Here is a 24,375-nt window from a genome sequence, read left to right on the forward strand (position 1 = left end):
GGGCACGCGTCACACTGGGGGCATGTGCCGCAGCATCAGGACACTCCGACCGCCCATGGCGCCCGAGGTCGGCGACGAGGACATCCGCGCCGCCGCCCTTCAGTACGTCCGCAAGGTATCGGGCTTCCGGGCGCCCGCCGCCCACAACCGCGCCGCGTTCGAGCGCGCCGTCGAGGCGGTGGCCGAGGCGACCCGGGAACTCCTGGACGACCTGGAGGTGCGCGGCGGGGGCGGCGGCCCGCCGCGCACCTCCACGCGTTCCTGACCCCTGGTCACGCCCTCCCGGAGCGGGGGACGCCAACGGCCGTTGGCCTAGACTCGCCGCCATGCAGCCGACCGACACCGCCCCCGGCGGCCGTCCCCGCCGCTCCGACGCCACCCGGGCCGCCATCCTGGATGCGGCCCGTGAGCGCTTCGCCTCCGACGGCTACGAGCGCGCCACCATCCGCGCCATCGCCCGTGACGCGGGCATCGACCCCTCGATGGTGATGCGGTACTACGGCAACAAGGAGGGGCTGTTCGCGGCGGCCAGCGAGTTCGACCTGCGCCTTCCCGACCTTGCCGCCGTGCCCCGCGAGGAGGCCGGGGCCGTGCTGGTCGGGCACTTCCTGGAGCGCTGGGAGGAGGACGGCGCGCTGACCGCGCTGCTGCGCGTCGGCGTCACCAATCCCGCGGGCGCCGAGCGCATGCGCGCGGTCTTCCAGGAGCAGGTGGCCCCCGCGGTGGCGGCCGTCTGCCCCGACCCGGACCGGGCGGGGGTCCGCGCGGCCCTGGTGGCGTCGCAGATCCTGGGCATGGCCGTGAGCCGGTACGTGCTGCGCTTCCCGCCCGCGGCCGGAATGCCGCGGGCGGAGGCCGTCGCCTGGCTGGCGCCGACGGTGCAGCGCTATCTGACGGCGGGGTCGCCCTGACGCACCCATACGTCAACACCCGTTGGCCAACATCTGTTGACTTGGCACCGGCTCGCGCGCCATGCTGTCACCAGACGTTGGCCAACGAGTGTTGGCATCAAGCGGAAGAGGTGCTGCCCCATGAGCGGACCCGCCCGGACCACCGTCCCCGCACTCCCGGACCGGACCGACGTCGTCATCGTCGGCGCCGGCCCCACCGGCCTGGCCCTGGCCGCCCACCTGGCGTCCGCGGGCGTCGGCTTCCTGCTGCTGGACCGGCGGCCGGAGGGCGCGGGCACCTCGCGTGCGGGCGTCGTCCACGCCCGCACGCTGGAGACGCTGGAGCCGGTGGGGGCCGCCGCCCCGCTGGTCGAGCGCGGCCTGCGGCTGACCCGGTTCGGCATCCGCCGGGGACGGCACCGGCTGGCGACCGTCGCGTTCGACGGCCTGCCGACCCCGTACCCCTACGCGCTGCTGCTTCCGCAGTACGAGACCGAGGCCGTCCTGCTGGACCGCGTACGCGCCCTCGGCGGCTCCGGCGCCGTACGCCGCCCGTACACCGTGACCGGTGTCGGACAGGAGCCCGGCGGGGCGGTCGTCACGGTGGACGGCCCGCGGGGGACGGAGACGGTGCGGGCGGCGTACGCCGTCGGTGCCGACGGGATGCGCAGCACGGTCCGCGAGGCGGCCGGCATCGGCTACCGGGGCGGGCGCTACGCCCAGTCCTTCGCGCTGGCGGACGTGCGGATGGAGTGGCTGCCCGGCCGCGAGGAGGTGTCCATGCTGCTCGGCCCGGACGGGCCGATCGTGGTGGCGCCCCTGCCCGGGGACGTCTTCCGCGTGGTGGCCGCCGTGCGCGAGGCGCCCGGGGAACCGGACGCCGCGTTCGTGCAGCGGGTGCTGGACGAACGCGCGGGCGGGCAGGGGCGGGTCGGCGAGGTGCTGTGGAGTTCGCGCTTCCACGTCCACCACCGGATCGCCGACCGCTACCGCGCCGGCGGGATCCTGCTGGCCGGCGACGCCGCCCACGTCCACAGCCCGGCCGGGGGCCAGGGCATGAACATCGGCATCCAGGACGCCTGCGCCCTCGGCCGGGCGCTGGCCGACGTCCTCACCCGGGGCGCGGACCCCGACACCCGGCTGGACGCCTACGAACGGGAGCGGCGGCCGGTGGCCGAGCGCGTCATCTCCTTCACCGACCGGCTCACCCGGGCCGCCACCGTCCGGTCCCTGCCCGTCCGCGCCGGCCGCGACGCGACGCTGCGCCTGCTGGGCCTCGTCCCGGCCTGGCGCACCCGGCTGGCCGCCGAGCTGGCCGGGCTCCGCTCCTGACGGGGCCCGCGGACAGGGGCCCGTCAGCGCTCCCCGTGGCCGCCGTGCTCACCGTGCTCACCGTGCCCGCCGCACTCGCCGTGCTCACCGTACGGGACCAGCCGGGCCAGTGCGCCGGGCAGTTCGCCGGTGTGCACCACGCCCAGCCGCCGGGTGGCGCGGGTGAGGGCGACGTAGAGGTCGTTCAGGCCGCGCGGCGAGGCGGCCGCGATCTCCTCCGGTCCGACGAGCAGGACGGAGTCGAACTCCAGGCCCTTGGCCCGCGCGACGTCCAGCACCGCCACCGTGCCCTCCAGCCGCACATCCCGCCCGGTCTCCGCCCCGGGCACGGCCGCCGCCACCGCGCGGCCCAGCTCCGCCAGCCGGGCGCCGGGCACGATCACCGCCAGCCGCCCCTCCCCCACCGCGACCGCCTCCTTCGCCGCCAACTCGCCCAGCCGACAGGGCAGTTCTTCCGGCGACACACGCAGATGCCACGGCCGGACACCGGTGGAGCGCACCGGCCGCGGTGGCTCGGCGGCCGTACCGAGCGCGGCCAGCACACCGGCGGCGACCTCCGCGATCTCCGCGGGGGTGCGGTAGTTGACCTCCAGCCGCTCCAGCCGCCACCGGTCCCCCACGTGCGGGGCGAGCGCCTCGCCCCAGGACGCCGCCCCGGACCGCGCTCCCGCCTGGTCGACGTCGCCGACCAGGGTCATCGACCGGCCGGGGCAGCGCCGCATCAGCAGCCGCCAGTCCATCGCGGACAGCTCCTGCGCCTCGTCCACGACGACATGGCCGAAGGCCCAGGTCCGGTCGGCCGCCGCGCGCTCGGCCGGAGTGCGGTGATCGCCCTCCTCGTGGCGCTCGGCCAGCAGCCCGGCGTCCAGCAGGTCGTGGGCCGTGAGCATCTCGGCCTCCTCGCCGGCCTCCAGATCGGTGGAGCGGGAGCCGTGGGCGGTGTCCAGCGCCTCCTGGGCCAGGGCGGTCCGCTCGCGGCGCTCGGCCTCGGCGGCGGCGCGGGCGGCCCGGTCGTCCTCCCCCAACAGTTCGGCGGCCTCGTCCAGCAGCGGTACGTCCGCCGGGGTCCACCGGCTTCCGGGGGCGCGCTCCAGCAGCGCGCGTTCGGCGGGCGCGAGCCGGGGGGCGGCGGACGCCAGCCGGCCGGGCGAGGCGTACAGGTCCGCCAGCAGGCGCTGCGGGGTGAGGGAGGGCCACATGGCGTCGACCGCCGCGCGCACCCCGGCGTCCGCCGCCAGTTCCCGGCGGATGCCCTCGATCTCCTCCTCGCCCAGCAGCTCGGCGTCGAGGTCCTCGCCGGGCACGGGGGCGGGCTCGGCGAACGGCTCGCCGTCGTCCCCGAGGACACCGAGCACCGACTCCGTCAGCTCCTCGGCGACCCGTCGGGCGAGGGCGTCGACGACGAGCCGGACGAACACCGGCCGCGCCCGGTTGTGCGGCAGGCCGGTGGCGCGGGCCCGCTCCAGCGCCCGCAGGCACTCGGCGCGGCCGAGCCGTACGGTCTCGCGGCCGTGGACGGCCTCCAGCCCGCCCTCGGGAACGTGCTGCCGGTCGCGCACGGCGGCGGCCACGACCTCCGCCATGACCGCCCGGCCCTTGACCTCGGCCGTGCCGGGCGGCTCCTCTCCGCCGGCCGTGACGCCGGGGTAGAGCTCACCGACCGTGGACAGCAGCACGCTGGTCTCGCCGAGGGAGGGCAGCACCTCCCCGACGTACCGCAGGAAGACCGGGCTGGGGCCGACGACCAGCACCACGCTCCGGGCCAGCCGCTCCCGGTGGGTGTACAGCAGGTACGCCGCCCGGTGCAGGGCGACGGCGGTCTTCCCGGTGCCGGGGCCGCCCTGTACGACCAGCACGCCGGCGTGGGGGGAGCGGATGACCCGGTCCTGTTCGGCCTGGACGGTCTCGACGATGTCGCCCATCCGGCCGGTGCGGTCGGCGCTCAGCGCGGCCAGCAGGGCGGCCTCGCCCACGAGCGCGCCGTCACCGCCGTCCGGCCCGAGCAGCTCGTCCTGGACACCGGTGACCGTCCGGCCGCTGGTCCGGATGTGACGGCGGCGCCGCACACCCTGCGGGGAGATTCCGGTGGCGGTGTAGAAAGGGCGCGCGGCGGGGGCCCGCCAGTCGATGAGCAGCGGTTCCCCGTCCGCGTCCTCGCCCGGAATTCCGAGCCGTCCGACATAGCGCCGTCCGCCGTCGAGCAGATCCAGCCGGCCGAAACACAGCCCGTTCTCCGCGGAGTCCAGACGGCTGATTCCCGCCCGGTGGCGGGCGGCGGCCACATCCCTTTCCAGCAGGGCCTGGTGGCCGGTCCCGGCCTGCGACAGAGCCGTCTCCAGCCGCCCGGCCTCCCGCTCGCGCAACTCGTCGAGCCTGCGGTACAGGCGGGCGACGTAACGCTGTTCCCCCTCGATTTCCTGCCTTGACAAATTACTCCCCCATTCGCTATTATCAAATCAGTCGAGTCTCGCCTTTTCTTCTTCGAAAAAGACGCGAGTCCGCGAATATAGCGAATGCGGGGTTCGTTCATCAACCCCGGTCGCTTTCCTTTTCCCTTTCGTGCGGAGCGGCACGGATCCCCGCCCCTCGGCTCAGGCCAGCAACGCGTGCAGTGAGGCGGTCATCGCCGCGACGAACGCGTCCCCGGTGGCACCGTCCACCCGGTCCAGCGACAGGTAGGGGTTGAGGTCCTCCAGCTCCACGAGCAGCAGTTCCCCCTCCGCCGTGCGGCAGGCGTCCACCCGCTGGATGCCGTGGTCGATGGTGTTCCAGTCCACGAACCGCTGGGCGAAGGCGAGGTCGCCCGCCGTGGGGGCGTACGGCTCCAGCTCCCACCGCCGCGCGGGGTCGGGCGCGTAGAGGGCGTACTGGAAGGAGCGGTCTACGAAGTAGAACGAGACCTCGTGGCGGAAGCCGATCCTCGGCTGGACCAGCAGGCCTGCGTCCAGTCCGAGGGCGAGCCCGGCCAGCCGGTCCGCGGGAACGACCTCCATTCCGATGGAGTCGGCGCCGAGCTCGGGCTTGACGACGTACTCGGCCGCCGGCGGCAGCCGGTCCAGGTCCTCGCGGCGGTCGACGGTGGGGATGACCGGCTCCCCCGCCGCGCTCAGCTCGGTCAGGTACCGCTTCCCGACCATGTCGGCCCTGCCCGACAGCTCGTTGAAGACCCGGGCGCCCCGCTCCAGCGCCCGGGCGCGGAAGTCCTCCCAGGCGTCCCGGTGGTGCAGGACGGGACCGCTGTTGCGCACGACCACCGCGTCGAAGGCGTCCATCAGCGCCGCCGCGTCGCGCGGGTGGCAGAGCGCGATCCGGAAGTCGTCGCCCAGACGGGCCGACAGGCGGACGTCCTCGTCGCCGTAGCGGCGGCCCCGGGCCTCGTAGGAGAGGTCGGTGACGTAGAGCAGTGCGGGCTTGCGGCGCATGGTTTCCGTTCCCTGTCGCGTGTCGGCTCCCGAGAAGCTACCTCCCGGCCGCCGGAGGCCGGCCGGCCCCCCTCCGCCCGGTGCGTACCCCGGACGGAGCAGAGGAAATGTGCTGAATCACCCTTCCGCCGCTTTCGACACCCCGGACGCTCTGTGAAGCTTGAGGGACACACGGTGACAAACCCATCGCCACACAGGGAGTTGACCCATGGTGCTGTCGATCTCCGGTGTCCTGCTGTTCGGAGTGATCGTCTTCCTGTTCTTCCGCAAGGACAACCTCAAGCTCTCCCACGCCATCGTGTGCGCGCTCTTCGGGTTCTACCTGGCGGGATCGGCGATCGCACCCGGTATCCAGGCGGGCGGGGCCACCCTCGCCAACCTCATCGGGAACATCCCCTTCTAGGGCCCTTCGCGGAGCGGCCTCCCCCGGCGCGGCCTCCCTGGTACGCCCACCGGAACCCCCACACCCACGACCCTCAGGACTTCGAGCCCCAGGGCTCCGGACGGCAGGAGATTCGGCGTGGCCTGGCGGCCCTTCCCCCCGGCACTCACCCCGCTGCACGCTTCCCATCCCCACCCCCACCACGTACCGGACCTCACCCCGCCGGACCGCGGGCGGGACCTGCGGCGGGCGGCCGCGGACCACGCCCTCGACGCACTGCACCTGCCGGCCGTGGCCGCCCGCGGGCTGGCCCGGCTCGCCTCGGCGGTGCGGCGCCGCTGGGAGCGCACCCCCCGGGATCGGCGGGGCCCGGCGCTGTTCGCCGTGGCCACCTGTCTGCTGGTGCTGTGGCTGACCCCGTACGGGCCGCTGCTGGGGGCGGTCGCGCTGGCGGGCGCCGCGATCCGGCAGGGCCGCGACCGGCCCTCGGACACCGCCGGAGGCGAGCCGGGCGAGGCCGAGCGCGCACGGCTGCAGACCCTCTACGAAGCGCTGGTGCCGCATCTGTCGCTCACCGACGACCCCCGCCCGCAGCCCCTGTACGCCCACGACGGCGACTGGCGGCGGGCCTTCACCGACTTCGCGTTCACCGAGGAGGGCAGGCTGGCCCGGCTGCGGCTGCGCTACCCGCCGCACTTCGGCGACGGCGACCCGGAGGCCCGCGCACACCTCCAGGAACTGCTGTGCGCCAAGGCCGGCCGGGGCAGGGAGTACCACTTCGCCTGGGAGGAGGAGGTGGGCGAGCTGACCCTGACCGCACTGCCGCCGCTGCCCGCCGGCGTCTGCGCGCAGCGCTTCGTCACCGCTCCCGGCGAGACCGTGCTGGGCTTCACCGACCTGCACACCGTCCGGCGCACGGTGCCGGTGGTCGACGAGGGCGGCGAGCGGCGGGACGTGCCGCCGGTGGTGTGGCGCACGGGCCCGCGCTCCACCGAGCCGCACCTGCTGGCGCTGGGCCACCCGGGGTCGGGGACGACCACACTGCTGCGGTCGATCGCGCTCCAGGCCCTGCGGCAGGGCGAGGTGCTGGTCGTGGACGGCGGCGGGGCGGGCGAGTACGCGTTCCTGGCCGGGCGCGGCAGGGTGGCGGCGGTGGAGTCCACACCGGCCGGCGCGCTGTCGGCGCTGGAGTGGGTGGTGCGGGAGACCGAGCGCAGGCTGCTGGCCGCCAACCGGGTCCGGCAGACCGGACGGGACGCGCCGGAGGACGTCTGCCGCCCGCTGTGGGTGCTGGTGGACCGGCCCTCGGTGCTCAGCCACCTGGCCCGCGCCGAGGGACAGCGCGACCCTCAGGACCTGCTCCAGGTGCCCCTGCGGTACGGGCGGGCGGTACGGGTGACCGTGGCGCTGGCCGACCAGTTCGAGGGTGCGGGGGAGCTGACCGGGGCCGTCCGCGCGTACACCCGGGCGCGGGTGGTGCTCGGTGCGGCGACGCCGCAGGAGGTGCGGGCGGTGCTCGGCGAGGCGCCGTCGACCACGCCGCCGCCCGAGGTGCCCCCGGGACGCGGTTACGCCCGGCTGGGCTCGGGACCGGTGCACCGCCTCCAGGTGCCCGCCGCCCCGGACCCCTTCGACGAGGAGGCGGCCGAGCCGCAGCGGCGGGCGGTCCTGGAACTGCTGCCGGAGCCGGTGGCCGGCCCGCCGAAGGCCCCGGCCCGGCGGGCGGTCCGCTGAGGGTTCCGGCCCCGCCGGGCCGCCGCCGGAGTCCGGACGGCGGTCCGGACGGCGGTCCGGGGGGAGCGGTCCGGACGGCGGTCCGGGGGGAGCGGTCCGGACGGCGGTCCGGGGGGAGCGGTCCGGACGGCGGTCCGGACGGCGGTCCGGACGGCGGTCCGGGGGGAGCGGTCCGGGGGGCGGTCCGGGGGGCGGTCCGGGGGGGTCAGGCGACGGCGCTGCGCGGGATGTCCCCTCCCGCGCTCCGCCCGTCGGCGACCAGCCGCGCGGCCGTCGCCAGCCGGGACGCGGCCTCGGCGGCCACGGGGCCGCAGACCGTGAACGGCAGCCGCACATAGCCCTCGAACGCGCCGTCCACTCCGAAGCGCGGCCCGGAGGGGACCCGCACCCCCAGCCGCTCGCCCGCCTCGGCGATCCGCGAACCGGACAGGTCGCCGGTGCGCACCCACAGGGTGAGGCCGCCGCGCGGGACGGTGAACCCCCAGTCCGGAAGGTGCTCCCGGAGGGCCTCGGTGAGGGCGGCGCGGTTCTCCCGGGCCCGCTCGCGGTGGACCTCCATGGCCCGGTCCCAGCCGCTGTCCCCACCGCCCGAACCGCCGCCCTGCCCGCCGTTCTGTCCGAGGTCCTCCGCCAGCAGCCGGGCAACGGCGAGCTGCTCCAGCACCGGGCTGCCGAGATCGGCGTAGACACGGGCCGCGACCAGACTGCGGATGGTCTCGGGGGCGGCCCTGACCCAGCCGATGCGCAGCCCGGCCCAGATGGCCTTGCTGGCCGAGCCGACCGTGACGACGGTGGAGCCGCCCGGGTCGAACGCCGCGACCGGGCGGGGCATCGGCTCTCCGGGCGGGGCGTCGAGGTCGAGGCCGGACATGGTCTCGTCCGCCACCAGGACGGTGCCCGCGGCCCGGGCGGCGGCCACCAGCTCCCGGCGCTGCTCCTCCCCTGCCAGCGCGCCGGTGGGGTTGTGGAAGTCGGCGATGACGTACGCCATCCGCGGCGCGGCGTCCCGCAGCACCCGGCGCCAGGCGGGCAGGTCCCAGCCCGTGAGCCCCTCCCCCATCGCGACGGGCACCAGCCGGGCGCCCGCCTCGCTCAGCAGCCGCAGCACGTTGGCGTACGAGGGGTGCTCGACGGCGACGCGCTCGCCGCGCGGCGCGAACAGCGCGCGGATCGCGGCCACCGCGCCCATGGCACCGGTGGTGATCATGATCTGCTCGGGCATCGTCGGGACGCCGCGGGCGGTGTAGCGGTCGGCCAGGGCCTGGCGCAGTACCGGCAGCCCCGCCGGGTAGTCGCCGTGGGTGTGGGCGTAGGGCGGCAGATCGGCCAGGGCCCCCTGGAAGGCGCGGGTGAGCCAGGGCTCGGGGGCGGGGAGGGCGGCGCAGCCCAGGTCGATCATGGTCCCGGCGGCGTCGGGCGGCAGGGGCGCCAGTCCGCCCGACGGCAGGGGGTTCCCGGCGGGCAGGGCCGTCCAGCTTCCCGCGCCGCGGCGCGACGCCAGGAATCCGTCACCGCGCAGCGCCTCGTACGCGGCGGCCACGGTGGTGCGGCTGACGGACAGGGCGGCGGCCAGTTCCCGCTCGGCGGGCAGCCGGGCGGCGACGGGGACGCGGCCCTCCAGCACCAGCAGGCGGACTCCGTCGGCGAGGGCCCGGTAGGCGGGCGTCCGCCGCGCTCCGCCGGCCTCGGCGCGGTGGGAGGACAGGAGGCGGGCGAGCTGGGGCGCTCCTACCGCCGAGGTCCACTGAGCCATCGGTTGAGTCCACCTTCTCGGAATTGGCCGTGTTCGGGAACCGCTTACGGGCCACAGAGTGTCACGCATCGGTCCAACGCGCCAGAAAGGACGGCTCCTTGTCCGTTTCCAGAGGTTCCGGGGACTCAGGCGGTTCCGCCGTGCGCCCCGGCCGCCGACTCCCCGACCGCCTCGCCCGCCGCCTCGTAAGGCTCTACACCGGCCTGGTGCTCTACGGGGCCAGTCTGGCGCTGATGGTCCGCGCCGACCTCGGCCTCGGTCCGTGGGACGTCTTCCACCAGGGCGTCTCCGGGCACACCGGGCTGACCATCGGCACCGTGGTGATCATCACCGGCGCGGCCGTGCTGCTGCTGTGGATACCGCTGCGGGAGCGGCCCGGCCTGGGCACCGTCTCCAACGTGGTCGTGGTGGGCCTGGCCATGGACGCCACCCTGGCCCTGCTGCCGGAGCCGGGCGCGCTCGCGGTACGGGCTCCGCTGCTGGTGGGCGCGGTGGTGCTGAACGGGGCGGCGACCGGCCTGTACATCACGGCGCGTTTCGGACCGGGCCCGCGCGACGGCCTGATGACCGGTCTGCACCGGGTCACCGGACGCTCGGTGCGCCTGGTGCGGACGGGCATCGAGGTGGTCGCCCTGGCCACCGGCTTCCTGCTGGGCGGCACCGTGGGCGCGGGCACGGTGCTCTACGCCCTGGCGATCGGGCCGCTCTCCCAGTTCTTCCTGAGGGTCTTCGGCGCGCCCCCCTCCCCCCGGGCGGGCGGCGGCCGGGGCGGTTCGGGAGACAGCGCGGGGGACGGACCGGGAGACGGGCCGGGAGAGGCCCCGGGAGACGGGTCGGCGGACCGCCCGCAGAGGCGCCTGCGGCGAGTCATACTGCGTCCATGACGGCACCGGCCCCCCGCGCACCGCGCCCCGACCACCCCTTCTTCGACCACCCCGTCCCCCTGGCCTTCGCCCACCGGGGCGGCGCCGCGCCGGGAGCGGAGAACACCCACGGCGCCTTCGCGCGGGCGGTGGAGCTGGGCTACCGCTATCTGGAGACCGACGTGCACGCCACGGCGGACGGAAAGCTGGTCGCCTTCCACGACGCCACGCTGGACCGGGTCACCGACGGCAGCGGGGCGATCGCCTCCCTGCCGTGGGCACAGGTGCGGCGGGTCCGGGTGGGCGGCGGCGAGCCGGTGCCGCTCTTCGCCGACCTGCTGCGCGCCTTCCCCCGCGCCCGCTGGAACATCGACGTCAAGGCGGACGCCGCGCTCGCCCCGCTGCTGGATGTCCTGGACCGCGCCGACGCCTGGGACCGGGTGTGCCTGGGGGCCTTCGACGAGTCCCGGGTGGCCCGGGCCCGGCGCCTGGCGGGCCCGCGGCTGGCCACCTCGCTGGGCACGCGCGGCGTCCTGGGCCTGCGGCTGCGCTCGTACCGCCTGCCGGGCGCGGTCGGCCGCGGCGCGCTGTGCGCGCAGGTCCCGGTGCGGCACGGCGGGATACCGGTGGCGGACCGGGCGTTCGTCCGCCACGCCCACCGCAGGGGCCTGCAGGTGCACGTGTGGACGGTCAACGATCCGGAGCGGATGAGGGCGCTGCTGGATCTGGGCGTGGATGGCATCATGACCGATCACATCGAGACACTGCGCACGGTGCTGGCCGAGCGAGGAGCCTGGATCTGACGTCCGGAGGCCACGGCGTCCGGCAGCCGCCGGACGGCCCGGGCCGCTCCCCCGCCCGCGGCCCCGCGTCGGCGCACGGGACGGACGAGGGGGCGCGGGTGGGCACCGAGACCGTGGCGGGAGCCGGGGACACCGGGGACGCCGGGAGAACCGCGAAGAGCGCGGGCGACGCGGAGGGCTTCGCCGGGGCCGCCGAGCGGCGCCGCGAGCAGCGCGGCTGGTACTTCTACGACTGGGCGGTCTCCGTCTTCTCCACCAGCGTGCTCACCGTCTTCCTCGGTCCCTATCTGACCTCGGTCGCCGAGGCCGCGGCGGACGGCGCCGGTTACGTCCACCCCCTGGGCATCCCGGTACGCGCCGGCGCGTACTTCGCCTACGCCGTCTCCGTCTCGGTGCTGCTGTCGGTGCTGGTGATGCCGCTGGCCGGGGCGATCGCCGACCGGTCGGGCCGCAAGAAGCCGATCATGGGCGTGTTCGCCTACCTGGGGGCGGCGGCCACCACGGGGATGTTCTTCCTGGAGGGCGACCGCTACCTGCTGGGCGGGGCGCTGCTGGTGGTGGCGAACGTCTCCTACGCCACGGCCGTGGTGGTCTACAACTCCTTCCTGCCCCAGATCGCGACCCCCGGGGAGCGGGACGCGGTCTCCTCCCGCGGCTGGGCCTTCGGCTACGCCTCCGGCTCCCTGGTGCTGGTGGCCAACCTGGCGCTGTTCCTCGGGCACGAGTCGCTGGGGGTGAGCGAGGGCACGGCGGTGCGGATCTGCCTGGCCTCGGCGGGCCTGTGGTGGGCGGTCTTCGCGATCATCCCGCTGCGGCGGCTGCGCGAGCGGCCCGCCGCCCACACCCCCGCCGGCGCGGCCCCCGGCGGAGGTGTGTCCCTGCGGGGCGGCTGGCGGCAGCTCGCCGGGACGCTGCGCGACCTGCGCCGCTACCCGCTGACCCTGATGTTCCTGCTGGCCTATCTGCTCTACAACGACGGCGTGCAGACGGTGATCACCCAGGCCTCGGTCTTCGGCGCCGGGGAGCTGGGGATGGACCAGACCACCCTCATCGGCGCGATCCTGCTGGTGCAGGTCCTGGCGGTGGCGGGTGCGCTGCTGCTGGGGCGGCTGGCGGTGCGCTACGGCGCCAAGCGCACGATCCTGGGCTCGCTGGTGGCGTGGACGGCGACGGTGGGCGCCGGGTACGTGCTGCCCGCGGGCGAGCCGGTGTGGTTCTTCGTGCTGGCCGCGGCGATCGGAATGGTGCTGGGCGGCACCCAGGCGCTGTCCCGGTCGCTGTACGCGCAGCTGGTGCCGCCGGGCAAGGAGGCGGAGTACTTCTCGCTGTACGAGGTGAGCGACCGCGGCACCAGCTGGCTGGGACCGCTGGTGTTCGGCCTCACCTACCAGCTCACCGGAAGCTACCGGGACGCGATCATCTCTCTGGTGATCTTCTTCGTTCTGGGTTTCATCCTGCTGCTGCGGGTACCGGTCAGACGAGCGGTGGCGGCGGTGGGTGCCGCTGCGCCGGATCGGATTTAGGCCATCGGCCGAAGGGCGGGTAGTGTACGCCTGCAACTCGTCGGATGGACCGTTACCGCACGCCAAAGATAGGCGAACGTTACGTTACGCCCCGCGTGGGATGTGACAAAGCGGGCGGCTGCGGGTACCGCATATCCGACGAGGCAGCGGCACGACGGGCGACGCATGTCCCAGATCGGGAATCTTCACCGCCGACCGGACGTTGACCGGATGACGACGACAGCGACACCTGTCCTGTGGGCGACAAGCCCGGGAGGCACGATTCATGAGTGAGCGAGCTCTGCGCGGCACGCGACTCGTGGTGACCAGCTACGAGACCGACCGCGGTATCGACCTGGCGCCGCGCCAGGCCGTGGAGTACGCATGCCAGAACGGTCATCGGTTCGAGATGCCGTTCTCGGTTGAGGCCGAGATTCCGCCGGAGTGGGAGTGCAAGGTGTGCGGCGCCCAGGCACTCCTGGTCAACGGTGAGGGGCCCGAGGAGAAGAAGGGCAAGCCCGCGCGTACGCACTGGGACATGCTCATGGAGCGGCGCACCCGTGAGGAGCTGGAGGAGGTGCTGGCCGAGAGGCTGGCGGTCCTGCGCTCCGGGACCATGAACATCGCCGTGCATCCGCGGGACAGCAAGCGCAAGTCCGCCTGACGGCGGCACGCGGCGCCGCGGCACATCGGGAGCACGTGGGCGAGGGTCCGACCACCGGCCGGTGGTCGGACCCTCGCCCACGTGTGCCTCCGGGCGGGCCCGGCGGGGCTAGCGCGCTCCCCCGCCCTCCCCGCCGCGGGCGTCGCGCTCGTCGTCGCGCACGACCTCCCCCTGGACCACCTTGCCGTCGGGCCGGTGGATGCGGAACTGCTCCTCCGCCGTACGCGCCTGCCGCAGGGTGTCCTCCAGGGAACCGGGGGCGAAGCCGGTACCGCGGCCGAGCCTGCGTTCCACACCGCGCCGCAGCAGCGCGGCCGTCGGCGGGAAGACGCACAGCAGCCCGGCCGCGTCCGAGATCAGGCCGGGCAGCATCAGCAGCAGGCCGCCGAGCATGGCCAGCCCGTGTCCGCCCCTGGCGGGCTGAGCCTCGGGGCGCGGTTCGGCACCCGGCTGGAGGCTCTCGACGGTCTCGACCAGCCCGCGCCAGGCACGGCGCCCGGCGCGCTTGACGACCGCGGCGCCCAGCACCGCCCCCGCGACCAGTACGGCCAGGACGACCAGTCCGCTCGTGGCGTCCGCGAGCAGGGTCAGCAGCCAGATCTCCAGGATCACGAAGGCGGCCAGTCCCAGGGGGACGAAGCTGCGCCGGGGCCGGCGCCGGGGCCCGGCGCCGGAGGGTCCCGGGCCTCCCGGCCCGGGCCGGGAGTGCTGTGGAGGGGGCTCGTACGGGTACGGTGCGCCGGTCGTCATGTCATCCAGTGTGCCTGCGGCCGAGCGCCTGGTTCACACGGGACCGCACCCCCCAGGCGGTGACCCGCCACAGGGCCTCGGCGACGATGTCGCGGTTCATCTTGCTGTCGCCGCGCTCGCGCTCCACGAAGGTGATGGGTACCTCGACCACCTGGTACCCGGCCTGCACGGCGCGGTGGGCGAGGTCCACCTGGAAGCAGTAGCCCTGGGAGGCCACGTCGTCCATGCCCAGCCCCAGCAGGGTCTCCTTGCGGAACGCCCGGTAGCCGCCGGTGACGTCCCGCAGGGGCACGCCCAGCAGCAGCCGGGAGTAGGTGCTGCCGCCGCGCGAGAGGAACTTGCGGTGGCCGGGCCAGTTGACCACCCGCCCGCCCGGCACCCAGCGCGAACCCAGCACCAGGTCGGCGCCCTTGAGCGCGGTCAGCAGCCTGGGCAGCTCCTCGGGCTGGTGGGAGCCGTCCGCGTCCATCTCGACCAGGACGTCGTAGCCGTTGTCGATGCCCCAGCGGAAGCCCGCCAGATAGGCGGCGCCCAGCCCCTCCTTGCCCTCCCGGTGGAGGACCTCGACCTGCTCGTCCTCCGCCGCCATCTCGTCGGCGACCTTCCCCGTGCCGTCGGGGCTGTTGTCGTCGGCGACCAGGACGTGGGCCTCGGGGACGGCGGTGCGCACTCTGGTGACGATCGGCCGGATGTTGTCGACCTCGTTGTAGGTCGGGATGATCACGAGGATCCTGCCGAGCGGATCCTTCCGGCGCTGCCGCGCGTCGTTCACTGCTGCTGCCTCTTCTCGTCCGTCCTGTTCACCCCGTGTGCCCGCCCCCGTCGGCCGGTCGCGAAGGCCGCGGCGCAGGACAGGACGCCCACCATAGCGAGCACCCACTCCGGTACGGAGCCGATCCGGTCGGCGGGGGTGATCTCGTCGCGCAGCGGGAGGTCGGCGGTGATCACATCCTGTGTGAACTCCTCCGTACGCTGCCCGATCGTGCCGTCGGGGGCGACGACCGCGCTGATGCCGCTGGTGGCGGCGGTGACCACGGCCCGCCCGTGCTCGACGGCCCGCAGCCGGGACATGACCAGCTGCTGCTCGGGCTGGCCGGTGTTGCCGTAGGTGGCGTTGTTGGTCTGGATCACCAGGGCGCGGGCGCCGTCGTTGACGGTGTCGCGCACGATCTCGTCGTAGGCCACCTCGAAGCAGATGACGTCGCCGAGCCGGGCGGGGCCGACGTCCATCACCCCGGTGTTCTCACCGGGCCAGAAGTCGCGCGGGACGCGCTGGAGGCGGGTGACGACCTTGCTGAGCTGGTCCCGGTAGGGAACGTACTCGCCGAAGGGCACCGGGTGCTGCTTGGTGTACGAGGCGCCGGGGCCCGTCTCCGGGTCCCAGACGATGCCCTGGTTCTCCACGTACCCCTCGCGGTCGGGGTGGTCGACGAGGGCGCCGACGAGGATCGGGGCGCCGACGGCCTTCGCGGCCCGGTCGATGGCCGCGTACGCCTCGGGGTACCGGTAGGGGTCCAGGTCGGAGGCGTTCTCGGGCCAGATCACCAGTTCGGGCCGCTCGGCCCGGCCCGCCTCCACGTCCTCCGCCAGTTCCAGGGTGGCCTCGACGTGGTTGTTCAGGATCAGCATCGGGCGGCCCAGGAAGTCCATGCCGGGCTGCTGGACGTTGCCCTGGACGACGGCGATGCGGACGGTGTCGGCCGCCGCGTCGCGGACCGGTACGGCCTGGCCGGCCGCGGTCACGGCGACGGCGAGGACGGCCGCCCCGGCGGCGGCGAGGGCCGGGCGCGCCGTACGGGGGCCGCCCGTCGCCGGGGCGGCGGTCTCGCCGGCCGCGGCGGTCCCGGTCGCCTCGGCCGCTCCGCGCCGCCGGCGGGCGGCGGTGACCGCCGCGGCGGCCGAGACGGCCGCCCCGGCCAGCAGGGCGCCGGTCAGCGCGACCGCGAAGGTCACCAGGGGTGCGCCGCCCAGTGCGGCCAGCGGCAGGAACGGCGAGTCGGTGACGGCGAAGGCCAGCCGCCCCCAGGGGAAACCGCCGAAGGGGATCCGGTCGCGCGCCCACTCCTCGGCGACCCACAGGCAGGCGCCCCACAGCGGCCACAGCGGCAGCCGCGAGGTCGCGGCCAGCGCGGCGCCCAACGGGACGAAGAACAGCGACTCCACCAGGGACAGGCCGAGCACCGCGTCCCAGCCGATGACGTGGAGCCACTTGAGCAGCACGAAGAAGAACGGCAGTCCCATGGCGAGGCCGAGCCAGGCCCCCTGCCGGGCGGTACGCCCCCGGGTGAGGAGGGCGAGGGCGGCGACCGCGGCGATCGACAGCGGCCACAGGCCGTACGGGGGGAAGGCGGCGGCCAGGGCGGCGCCGCTCACCGCCGCCGCCACCGTGCGCCACGCCCCGCGGCGTGCCGACCGGGCCAGGCGGACGGGGAGCCGGGGCGCCGGGGCGGGCCCGGCCGGGTCGGCCGCGCCGGCCGGGGCTACCCGGGGGGCCTGGGCTGCCGTACGGCGGCGCGGTGACTCGTCCGGACGGTCGGCGGCCGCGCCGCCGGTCTCGGCTTCGGCGGTGGTCTCGGGACCCGATGGCACGGTCGCGGCCTTTCTTGCAGATCGTGCGGTGACGAGCCCGACCGTACAACGCCCGGCGGCTCCCATGGGGGCGGGGTGGGACGGATGCGGAGATTCCACACAGGGGCGGACCAGGGGCAGGAGCAGGGATCTGCTCGGGATCGGGGCCCGGCGCCCTTCGGGCCGACCTGGGACCCGCTGGCTGCGGATCGGCCGAAAGTCGTTGTCTACTGAGCCTCCGGGCCCCCACCCGGGTCACACCCGCCGACCAGCCGGGATCCCTCCGTCTCCGTGCCGCGGACGCTGGATCTGGCTCCCGGCCGTACGCCGGTGCGACGCACCGCCCATGACCCAGCTCGTTCGACGACTGTGCGCGGAGGATCCCCGGTCGGACATCCTGTGGTGGACCCGGCCGAACCTACCCGCCGACCTCCGCCGCCTGTCAACACCCCCACGACCTGCGGCGTTTCTTCAAAGTAGCAGGTCAGTGCCGAGAGAGCCGCCGCGGGACGGCGAACAGCGGGGACGTCGTTCGGCGGTATGGGCCCGTCCTCCATCACCCGTTCGGGTGTTCGTAGACCGTCCGTCCCCCGACCACCGTCCGCAGGCAGACGGGCAGCGGGCGGTCCGGGCCGAGGTCGGGCAGGCCCGGGGTGCCCGAGCGCGGATCGGTGGACCAGGCGGCGATCCGGCCGTCGGGCACCTGCACCACCAGGTCGCCGGTGCGCCAGACCGCGTAGTCGGCCGGTGCTCCGGGGACGAGGACGCCGGCGTCGTCGCGGCCGATCGCCCGCCAGCCGCCGCGGGTGTGGGCGGTGAAGGCGGCGCGGACGGAGATCCGGTGCTCGGGGGTCCGGTGGAAGGCGGCGGCGCGCAGGGTGCCCCAGGGGTCGAGCGGGGTGACGGGGCTGTCGGAGCCGAGCGCCAGGGGCACACCGGCGCGCAGCAGGGCGGCGTACGGGTTGAGGGTGCGGGCGCGTTCGCGGCCCAGGCGCCGGGCGTACATGCCGTCCTCGCCGCCCCAGGCGGCGTCGAAGGCAGGCTGGACGGAGGCGGTGAGGGCCAGTTCGGCGAAGGCCGCGATGGTGGCCCCGGTCAGCATCTCGGCGTGCTCGACGCGGTGCCGGGCGGCCCGCACCCGCTCCAGGCCGACCCGTTCGGCGGCCGCGCGCACGCCCTCGGTGACGGCGGTGAGGGCGGCGTCGCCGATGGCATGGAAGCCGGCCTGGATCCCGGCCTCGGTGCAGGCGGCGACGTGGGCGGCGACGGCTTCTGCGTCCAGGTGGCCGGTGCCGCGGTGGCCGGCGTCGGCGTAGGGCTCGTGCAGATGGGCGGTGTGGGAGCCCAGGGAGCCGTCGGCGAAGAGGTCGCCCGCGGCGCCGAGGGCGCCGAGCTCGCGCACCCGCCGCGCGCCCTCGGGGGAGGTGATGTGCTCGGCCCAGTAGCCGAAGACGCGGGGCCCGGGCTCGGCGGCGGCCAGCTCCAGCAGGCCGGTGAGGTCGTCCTCGCTCGAGATCTCCGGTCCCGCGCACTCGTGGAGGGTGCCGATGCCGCGGGAGGCGGCGTGGCGCAGGGCGGCGCGCTGGGCGTCGGTGCGCTGGGCCGGGGTGACGGAGGCGTGGGCGACGGCGCGCACCGCGTGGTGGGCGTCGCCGGTCAGGGCGGCGTCGGGGGCGTAACCGGGCAGGTTCGTGACGTCGGCGGCGCCGGGGACGAGATCGAGCAGCGCGGTGGTGACCAGCGCCGAGTGGACGTCGACGCGGGTGAGGTAGAGCGGCCGGTGGCCGGCGGCCTCGTCGAGTTCGGTGCGGGAGGGGAGGCTCTGCCCGGACCAGGCGCTGGCGTCCCAGCCGTGGCCGAGCAGGATCCGGTCGTCGGGGCGGGCACGGGCGTGCTCCCGCACGCGCTCCAGGACCTCCGCCGGGGAGCCGGCGCCGGCCAGGTCGAGGCCGGTGAGGGCCAGGCCGGTCGCGGTGGCGTGGACGTGGGAGTCGGTGAAGGCTGGGGTGACGAGCGCGCCGTCGAGGTGGACCACCTCGTCGACGCCGTCGGCGAAGGTGTCCGCGGCCCCTTCCGAGCCGACCCAGGCGATGCCGTCGCCGTCGACGACCATGGCGGTGGCGAAGGGGTCGGCGGGGCTGTGGACCTCGCCTCCGCGCAGGAGGACGGTGCGGGGGCGGTCGGGGCCGTCGGGGCGGTCGAGAGGGGCCGTGCTGTCGCTCATGGCTGCCAGTCTCCACCTCTCCCGCCGCCCTCGGCCGCCGGGGTCGCCCGTACGCGGCACGCGGCCCTCACACGCGGGGCGGCCGGGCCTCGTAGGGGGTGGACAGCACGACGGTGGTGCGGGTGGAGACCCCGGCGAGGGAGCGGATGCGCGCCAGCAGGTGCTCCAGTTCGATGGGGGTGGCGACCCGGACCTTGAGGATGTAGTTCTCGTCGCCCGCGACGCTGTGGCACGCCTCGATCTCGGGCACCTCGGCGAGCCGGTCGGCGATGTCGTCCGGGGCGCTGGGGTCGAACGGCTTGACCGAGATGAAGGCCGTCATGGGCAGTCCCACCGCCTCGGGGTCGACGATGGCCGCGTAGCCGCGGATGACACCGCGCTGCTCCAGCCTGCGGACGCGCTGATGCACCGCCGAGGTCGACAGGCCGGTGGCCCTGCCCAGGTCGGTGTAGCTCATCCGCCCGTCCTTGACGAGCAATTCCACGATGCGACGATCCAGCTCCTCCACGACAGGCAACCTACTGCGCCGGGCGCACCACGGCACACCGATCGGCCTGCCGGCGACCCCGGGGCGCGGGCGTGTGACGAACGCCACATCCGCGCTCCCGTGTCCGGGAAGGCGCGGAGATTACGGACGGGCGGCGCAGGGAAATGCTTGCTGTGGCCGGGACTCCCTCGATCGGACACCCGGCAGCCCGTCCAAGGGGGATTGCATGCGCAAGGTGAAGTCGCTCCACGCCGGTCACCCGGACACCGAGGCCCACGAGGAGAGTGCCGAGGCCTACGACGCCTACGAGACCTACGAGATCTTCCGGGTGGTCTGCCCGGACTGCGCCCGGCCGATAGCGCTGCTGGCGGACGAGGAGACGCTCCCCGAGCACGCCCTGTGCCCGACTCCGTGGAACCCCTTCGGCCTGACGGTGTGCCAGGGCTCGGGGCGTCCGGTGGAGGACGCCGGACCCGAGGGCTCCGGGCACGAGACCCGCGAGCAGGACGCCGCGACGCTGCTGACGCTGCCCGAGGGGCTGCACTGGCGGATGCAGCCGTTCTCCCACGTCGGCGGCCCGGGCACGCACCCGATGCGCGTTCCGCGCGGGCGGCACCCGCGCCACTGACGGCTCCGCCTGGTCGCGGACGCGGCAGTCCCGGCCCGGCAGTCCGGGTACCGAACCGGAGCGAACCGCCCGGCCGGGCCGGCCCCGGGGAAGCGGAGCCGGAGTCCGGCACGTACCGGGGCGTCCCGCGCGCCCCTCGGCGCGGGTGGACGCGGGCACATCGCCGCGCCCCGGCGCGGGGCCCCGGTCCGGAGCCTGCGGTCCGAGGCCCGCGGTCCGCGCCCGGGGCCGTCCGGCGGCGCGGACCGCCGATGCCCTCAGCGGCTCTCGGGCCCCGCCAGGTGGCGTGCGATGACCACCCGCTGGATCTGGTTGGTGCCCTCGACGATCTGCAGCACCTTGGCCTCCCGCATCAGGCGCTCGACCGGGTAGTCGCGGGTGTAGCCGTAGCCGCCGAGGAGCTGCACCGCGTCGGTGGTGACCTTCATGGCCGCGTCCGTGCAGAACAGCTTGGCCATCGCGGCCTGCCGGGCGAAGGGCTCCCCGGCGTCGCGCAGCCGGGCCGCGGCCAGGTACAGGGCGCGTCCGGCCTCGATCTGGGTGGCCATGTCGGCCAGCATGAACCGCACGCCCTGGAAGTCGGAGACGGGGCGGCCGAACTGCTCGCGCCCGGCGGTGTAGGCCAGCGCCTCGTCGAGTGCCGCCTGGGCGACCCCGATCGCACAGGCGGCGATCCCGAGCCGGCCGGAGTTGAGGGCGTCCAGGGCGATGGTGAAGCCCTGCCCCTCCTCGCCGATCCGGCGGCTGTCGGGGATGCGCACTCCGTCGAAGTGGACCTGCGCCGTCGGCGACCCGCCCATCCCCATCTTGCGCTCGGGGGCGGCGGCGCTGAGCCCCTCGGCGTCGCCCGGGACGAGGAAGGCGGTGATGCCGCGCGGGCCCTCTCCCCCGGTGCGGGCCATGACGGTGTAGAAGTCGGCGATGCCGCCGTGGGTGATCCACGCCTTGGTGCCGTCGAGCACCCAGTCGTCGCCGTCGCGGACGGCGCGGGTGCGCAGCGCCGCGGCGTCGGAGCCGGAGGACGGCTCGGACAGGCAGTACGCGCCCAGCAGCCCGCCGGTGAACATCGCCGGAAGGTGCTCGGCGCTCTGCTCCTTGGAGCCGTAGTGGGCGAGCGCGTGGCAGGCGAGGGTGTGGACGCTGACGCCCAGGCCCACGGTGAGCCGGGCCGCGGCCAGCTCCTCCAGGATCTGCAGGTACACCTCGTAGGGCTGGTCGCCGCCGCCGAACTCCTCGCCGTAGGGCAGCGAGAGCAGCCCGGACTCCGACAGGAGGGTGAAGGTCTCGCGGGGGAAGCGGCCGGACTCCTCCTCGTCGGCCGCGGCCGGCCGGATCTCGCGCTGGGCCAGGTCGCGCACCAGGGTGAGGAGATCGCGGGCCTCCTCGGTGGGCATCCGGCGTTCCACCGGCTGGGGGCCGTACTGGGTCATCGCGGCGCTCTCCTCCCTGTCGGGGGCTGCGGCGGCGGGCGCTCGGGGTGGGGCGCCGCCACCGGTGAGTGGTGGCCCCAGCCGATGCCGCTCCTCGGGTTGCGAGAGCGGCTGACCAGCGGCTGTGGCGATTGGAGTATGCCCGATCGGCGGCCCTGCGTCACCGCGGGGCGAGGCCCGCCGTCGGCCGGCCGCCGGGTTGTCGGTCCCCGCTGCCACACTCCACCGTATGCGGGACGGCCACGGCCCCGGGCTGAGGGGCGGACGGGAACGGGAGGACGCGGTGCGCTGGGCGGTGGCGGTGACCGCCGAGGGCACGGCCCTGCTGTGCCCGCTGGACGAGCGGGGGCGCGCGGCGGGCCCGGTGGCGGCCGAGCCGGACGTGGCGCGGGCCGTGGCGGAGCGCACCGCGTCCGGCTCGGTCAGCCGGTGGGTGTGGCGTTCGACGGCTCAGGTGTACCCGCGGCTGCTGGAGGCCGGGGTGCGGGTGGAGCGGTGCCATGACACGGAGGCGTGCGAGGCGCTGCTGCTGGGCCACGAGGGCCGGTGGGGCGAGCCGCGTTCGCTGGCGGCGGCCTGGGCGCGGCTGCACGGGGCCCCGGTGCCGGACGACCCGCCGCTGCCCGCGGCCGACCAGCAGCCCTCGCTGTTCGCGCCGGGCCCGGTGCCGCTGCCGCCGGGCACGGACCCGCTCGCCGCCCTGCTGGAGGTGTACGCCGGCCAGTTGCGGCGGGCGGAGGCGGCCGGGCACCCGGAGCGGATGCGGCTGCTGCTGGCGGCGGAGTCCGCGGGGACGCTGGTGGCGGCGGAGATGAACCGCACGGGGGTGCCCTGGCGGGCGGACGTCCACCGGGAGCTGCTGCGGGAACTGCTGGGCGAGAGCTATCCGGGCGGCGAGCCGGTCCGGCTGGCGGAGCTGGCCGAGGAGGTCTCGCGCGCCTTCGGGCCGGGGGTGCGGGTGCGGCCCGACCTGCCGGCGGACGTGGTCAGGGCGTTCGCGCGGGCCGGGATCCGGCTGTCCTCGACCCGGGCGTGGGAGCTGCGGAAGGTCGACCACCCGGCCGTCGCCCCGCTGCTGCGCCACAAGACGCTGTACCGGCTGCACACCGCGCACGGCCGGTCCTGGCTGCGCACCTGGGTGCGCGACGGCCGCTTCCGCCCCGAGTACGTGCCCGGCGGCTCGGTCACGGGCCGCTGGACGAGCAACGGCGGGGGCGCGCTGCAGATCCCCAAGGTGGTGCGGCGCGCGGTGGTGGCCGACCGGGGGTGGCGGCTGGTGGTCGCCGACGCCGACCAGATGGAGCCCAGGGTGCTGGCTGCGGTCTCCCGTGACCGGGGGCTGATGGAGGTGGCCGGAAGCGGCCGGGACATGTACTCGGTGCTGTCGGACCGGGCGTTCGGCGGCGACCGGGACCGGGCCAAGCTGGCGCTGCTGGGCGCGGTGTACGGGCAGACCTCGGGGGACGGCCTGCGGCACCTGGCGGATCTGCGGCGCCGCTACCCGGCGGCGGTGGCGTATGTGGACGAGGCGGCGCGGGCCGGCGAGGAGGGCCGCCTGGTGCGCACCTGGCTGGGGCGCACCTGTCCGCCCGCGGCCGCCCGGGAGGCGGATTTCGGGGACGGCGGGGCCGGCCCGCCGGAGGCGGGCGCGGAGGGACCGGCGGGCGGCGGCGCGGCCCGGGCCCGCGGCCGGTTCACCCGCAACTTCGTGGTGCAGGGCAGCGGGGCCGACTGGATGCTGCTGGTGCTGGCCGCACTGCGGCAGTCCCTGGCCGGGATGCGCGCCGAGCTGGTGTTCTTCCAGCACGACGAGGTGATCGTGCACTGCCCCGAGCGGGAGGCGGAGGCGGTGGTGGAGGCCGTCCGGGCGGCGGGCGAGCGGGCGGGCCGCGCGGCCTTCGGCGAGACCCCGGTGCGCTTCCCGTTCACCACGGCCGTGGTGGAGTGCTACGCGGACGCCAAGTGAGCGGGGGCCGTGGCCGTACGGCGGCCGTGGCCGCCGGCTCCCGGGCCGTCCGCGCCCGTTCCGGGGCGAGGAAGTCGCGCAGCGCCCCGGCGAGCTGCTCGGGCGCCTCCTCGGCCATGTGGTGGCCGCTGTCGATCGTGCCGCAGGTGACGTCGTCCGCCCAGTCGCGCCAGATGCCGGGGATGTCCGGGTACAGGTCGCCGAGGTCGTCCTTCTCCGACCACAGCACCAGCATCGGGCAGGTGATGCGGCGGCCCGCGGCCCGGTCGGCCTCCTCGTGGCGGCGGTCCACGGTCAGCCCGGCCCGGTAGTCCTCCAGCATCGCCCGCACGGTGGCCGGATTCCGGATGGCCGCCTGGTAGTCCTCCCACGCCTCGGCGCCCATCACCTCCTCCGAGCCGCCGTACCAGGCGGCGGGGTCGGCGAGGATGGCGCGTTCGGGCTTGTCCGGAACGGCGAAGAAGAACCAGTGGTACCAGGCGCGGGCGAAGCGCTCGTCGCAGCGGGCCAGGTGTTCGCTGATGGGGATGCAGTCGCCGACCGCGAGGCGGGTCACGGCCCCGGGCGCGTCCAGCGCGAGCCGGTGGGCGACGTAGGAGCCCCGGTCGTGGCCGAAGACGGCGAAGCGGTCGTGGCCCAGCCGCCGCATCAGCTCCAGGCAGTCGCGGGCCATGGCGCGCTTGGAGTACGGGGTGTGGCCGTCGTCGGTGGGCGGTTTGGAGGACTGCCCGTAGCCGCGCAGGTCGGGGCAGACGACGGTGTGGCCGTCCGCGAGCAGGGGTGCGACGCGGTGCCAGGTGGCGTGGGTGCGCGGATGGCCGTGGAGGAGCAGCACCGGGGGTCCCGAGCCGCCGTGGCGCACCCGTAAGGCCGCCTCGCCCACGTCGATCCGCTCCAGCGCGAAACCCTCGAACACACCCGCTCCCTCCGCCGCCCGTCCTCTCCCCGCCCGTGCCCGCCGGTTCGCCGGACGGGCT

The 24,375-nt window shown here is 75.5% G+C and carries 21 protein-coding genes; 11 read left to right on the forward strand and 10 right to left on the reverse strand.

Translation table 11 applies throughout. From position 1 onward, the window contains the following. Positions 1-22 precede the first annotated feature (22 nt). From BMY40_RS06850 to BMY40_RS06860, 3 genes are all read left to right on the forward strand, one after another. The gene (locus tag BMY40_RS06850) at positions 23-265 is read left to right on the forward strand and encodes a DUF2277 domain-containing protein (RefSeq protein ID WP_093656486.1); all 243 of its coding nucleotides are present in this window, start codon (positions 23-25) and stop codon (positions 263-265) included. 61 nt (positions 266-326) lie between these two features. Then, complete coding sequence (locus BMY40_RS06855; RefSeq protein ID WP_093656488.1) at positions 327-911, forward strand: TetR/AcrR family transcriptional regulator; 585 nt, start codon at positions 327-329, stop codon at positions 909-911. Between the two features lie 120 nt (positions 912-1,031). After that, the gene (locus BMY40_RS06860) at positions 1,032-2,222 is read left to right on the forward strand and encodes an FAD-dependent oxidoreductase (protein WP_093656490.1); all 1,191 of its coding nucleotides are present in this window, start codon (positions 1,032-1,034) and stop codon (positions 2,220-2,222) included. 23 nt (positions 2,223-2,245) lie between these two features. Here the strand turns inward: BMY40_RS06860 and BMY40_RS06865 are convergent, their stop codons facing one another. After that, positions 2,246-4,651 carry an ATP-binding domain-containing protein gene (locus BMY40_RS06865; RefSeq protein ID WP_093656492.1) on the reverse strand — a complete coding sequence of 802 codons (2,406 nt, stop codon included), beginning with the start codon at positions 4,649-4,651 and terminating at the stop codon, positions 2,246-2,248. Between the two features lie 162 nt (positions 4,652-4,813). Continuing rightward, positions 4,814-5,644 (reverse strand): ATP-grasp domain-containing protein, encoded by an 831-nt coding sequence (locus BMY40_RS06870; RefSeq protein WP_093656494.1) that lies wholly within the window; start codon positions 5,642-5,644, stop codon positions 4,814-4,816. Between the two features lie 208 nt (positions 5,645-5,852). Between BMY40_RS06870 and BMY40_RS06875 the strand changes: the two genes are divergently transcribed. Continuing rightward, positions 5,853-6,047, forward strand: coding sequence for a hypothetical protein (locus BMY40_RS06875; RefSeq protein ID WP_093656496.1), 195 nt, complete (start codon positions 5,853-5,855; stop codon positions 6,045-6,047). Positions 6,048-6,200: 153 nt separating this feature from the next. Continuing rightward, on the forward strand, positions 6,201-7,760 hold the full coding sequence (locus tag BMY40_RS06880; protein ID WP_093656826.1) for a hypothetical protein: 1,560 nt from the start codon (positions 6,201-6,203) through the stop codon (positions 7,758-7,760). 205 nt (positions 7,761-7,965) lie between these two features. Here BMY40_RS06880 and BMY40_RS06885 read toward each other — a convergent pair whose 3' ends face one another. Continuing rightward, positions 7,966-9,513 (reverse strand): aminotransferase-like domain-containing protein, encoded by a 1,548-nt coding sequence (locus BMY40_RS06885; protein WP_093656498.1) that lies wholly within the window; start codon positions 9,511-9,513, stop codon positions 7,966-7,968. A gap of 140 nt (positions 9,514-9,653) precedes the next feature. Between BMY40_RS06885 and yczE the strand changes: the two genes are divergently transcribed. The 4 genes from yczE (at position 9,654) to BMY40_RS06905 (ending at position 13,345) form a co-directional block, all read left to right on the forward strand. Beyond that, entirely contained in the window at positions 9,654-10,397 is a 744-nt protein-coding gene (gene yczE, locus BMY40_RS06890; RefSeq protein ID WP_459076286.1) for a membrane protein YczE, read from the forward strand. Then, on the forward strand, positions 10,394-11,179 hold the full coding sequence (locus tag BMY40_RS06895; RefSeq protein ID WP_093656500.1) for a glycerophosphodiester phosphodiesterase family protein: 786 nt from the start codon (positions 10,394-10,396) through the stop codon (positions 11,177-11,179). Before yczE ends, BMY40_RS06895 begins: the two co-directional genes overlap by 4 nt. A gap of 98 nt (positions 11,180-11,277) precedes the next feature. Further along, the gene (locus BMY40_RS06900) at positions 11,278-12,702 is read left to right on the forward strand and encodes an MFS transporter (protein ID WP_177213905.1); all 1,425 of its coding nucleotides are present in this window, start codon (positions 11,278-11,280) and stop codon (positions 12,700-12,702) included. A 265-nt stretch (positions 12,703-12,967) separates the two neighbouring features. Then, positions 12,968-13,345, forward strand: coding sequence for an RNA polymerase-binding protein RbpA (locus BMY40_RS06905; protein ID WP_093656502.1), 378 nt, complete (start codon positions 12,968-12,970; stop codon positions 13,343-13,345). Between the two features lie 108 nt (positions 13,346-13,453). Here the strand turns inward: BMY40_RS06905 and fxsA are convergent, their stop codons facing one another. The 5 genes from fxsA to BMY40_RS06930 all read right to left on the reverse strand — a co-directional run bounded on the left by fxsA (position 13,454) and on the right by BMY40_RS06930 (position 19,395). Next, on the reverse strand, positions 13,454-14,095 hold the full coding sequence (gene fxsA / locus BMY40_RS06910) for an FxsA family membrane protein (protein ID WP_093656504.1): 642 nt from the start codon (positions 14,093-14,095) through the stop codon (positions 13,454-13,456). 1 nt (position 14,096) lies between these two features. Next, the gene (locus tag BMY40_RS06915; protein WP_093656506.1) at positions 14,097-14,867 is read right to left on the reverse strand and encodes a polyprenol monophosphomannose synthase; all 771 of its coding nucleotides are present in this window, start codon (positions 14,865-14,867) and stop codon (positions 14,097-14,099) included. Further along, positions 14,864-16,684, reverse strand: a complete 1,821-nt coding sequence (lnt, locus tag BMY40_RS06920; RefSeq protein WP_245769903.1) for an apolipoprotein N-acyltransferase — start codon at positions 16,682-16,684, stop codon at positions 14,864-14,866. Before lnt ends, BMY40_RS06915 begins: the two co-directional genes overlap by 4 nt. 535 nt (positions 16,685-17,219) lie before the next feature. Next, complete coding sequence (locus BMY40_RS06925; protein ID WP_093656510.1) at positions 17,220-18,887, reverse strand: amidohydrolase; 1,668 nt, start codon at positions 18,885-18,887, stop codon at positions 17,220-17,222. 67 nt (positions 18,888-18,954) lie between these two features. Beyond that, a complete protein-coding gene (locus BMY40_RS06930; RefSeq protein WP_093656512.1) occupies positions 18,955-19,395 on the reverse strand; it encodes an Lrp/AsnC family transcriptional regulator in 441 nt (146 codons plus the stop codon). Between the two features lie 205 nt (positions 19,396-19,600). Here BMY40_RS06930 and BMY40_RS06935 point away from each other — a divergent pair, with 205 nt between their 5' ends. Further along, positions 19,601-20,002: a hypothetical protein gene (locus BMY40_RS06935; RefSeq protein WP_093656514.1), complete on the forward strand. Its 402-nt coding sequence runs from the start codon at positions 19,601-19,603 to the stop codon at positions 20,000-20,002. 257 nt (positions 20,003-20,259) lie between these two features. Here BMY40_RS06935 and BMY40_RS06940 read toward each other — a convergent pair whose 3' ends face one another. After that, positions 20,260-21,432, reverse strand: coding sequence for an acyl-CoA dehydrogenase family protein (locus BMY40_RS06940; protein WP_093656516.1), 1,173 nt, complete (start codon positions 21,430-21,432; stop codon positions 20,260-20,262). Positions 21,433-21,661: 229 nt separating this feature from the next. Here BMY40_RS06940 and BMY40_RS06945 point away from each other — a divergent pair, with 229 nt between their 5' ends. Beyond that, positions 21,662-23,398 carry a bifunctional 3'-5' exonuclease/DNA polymerase gene (locus BMY40_RS06945; protein ID WP_093656518.1) on the forward strand — a complete coding sequence of 579 codons (1,737 nt, stop codon included), beginning with the start codon at positions 21,662-21,664 and terminating at the stop codon, positions 23,396-23,398. Here BMY40_RS06945 and BMY40_RS06950 read toward each other — a convergent pair. Next, entirely contained in the window at positions 23,358-24,314 is a 957-nt protein-coding gene (locus BMY40_RS06950; RefSeq protein WP_093656520.1) for an alpha/beta fold hydrolase, read from the reverse strand. The two genes, BMY40_RS06945 and BMY40_RS06950, sit on opposite strands and share 41 nt — an antisense overlap. Positions 24,315-24,375: the final 61 nt, after the last annotated feature.

The organism is Streptomyces radiopugnans, from assembly GCF_900110735.1.
Lineage (GTDB): Bacteria > Actinomycetota > Actinomycetes > Streptomycetales > Streptomycetaceae > Streptomyces > Streptomyces radiopugnans.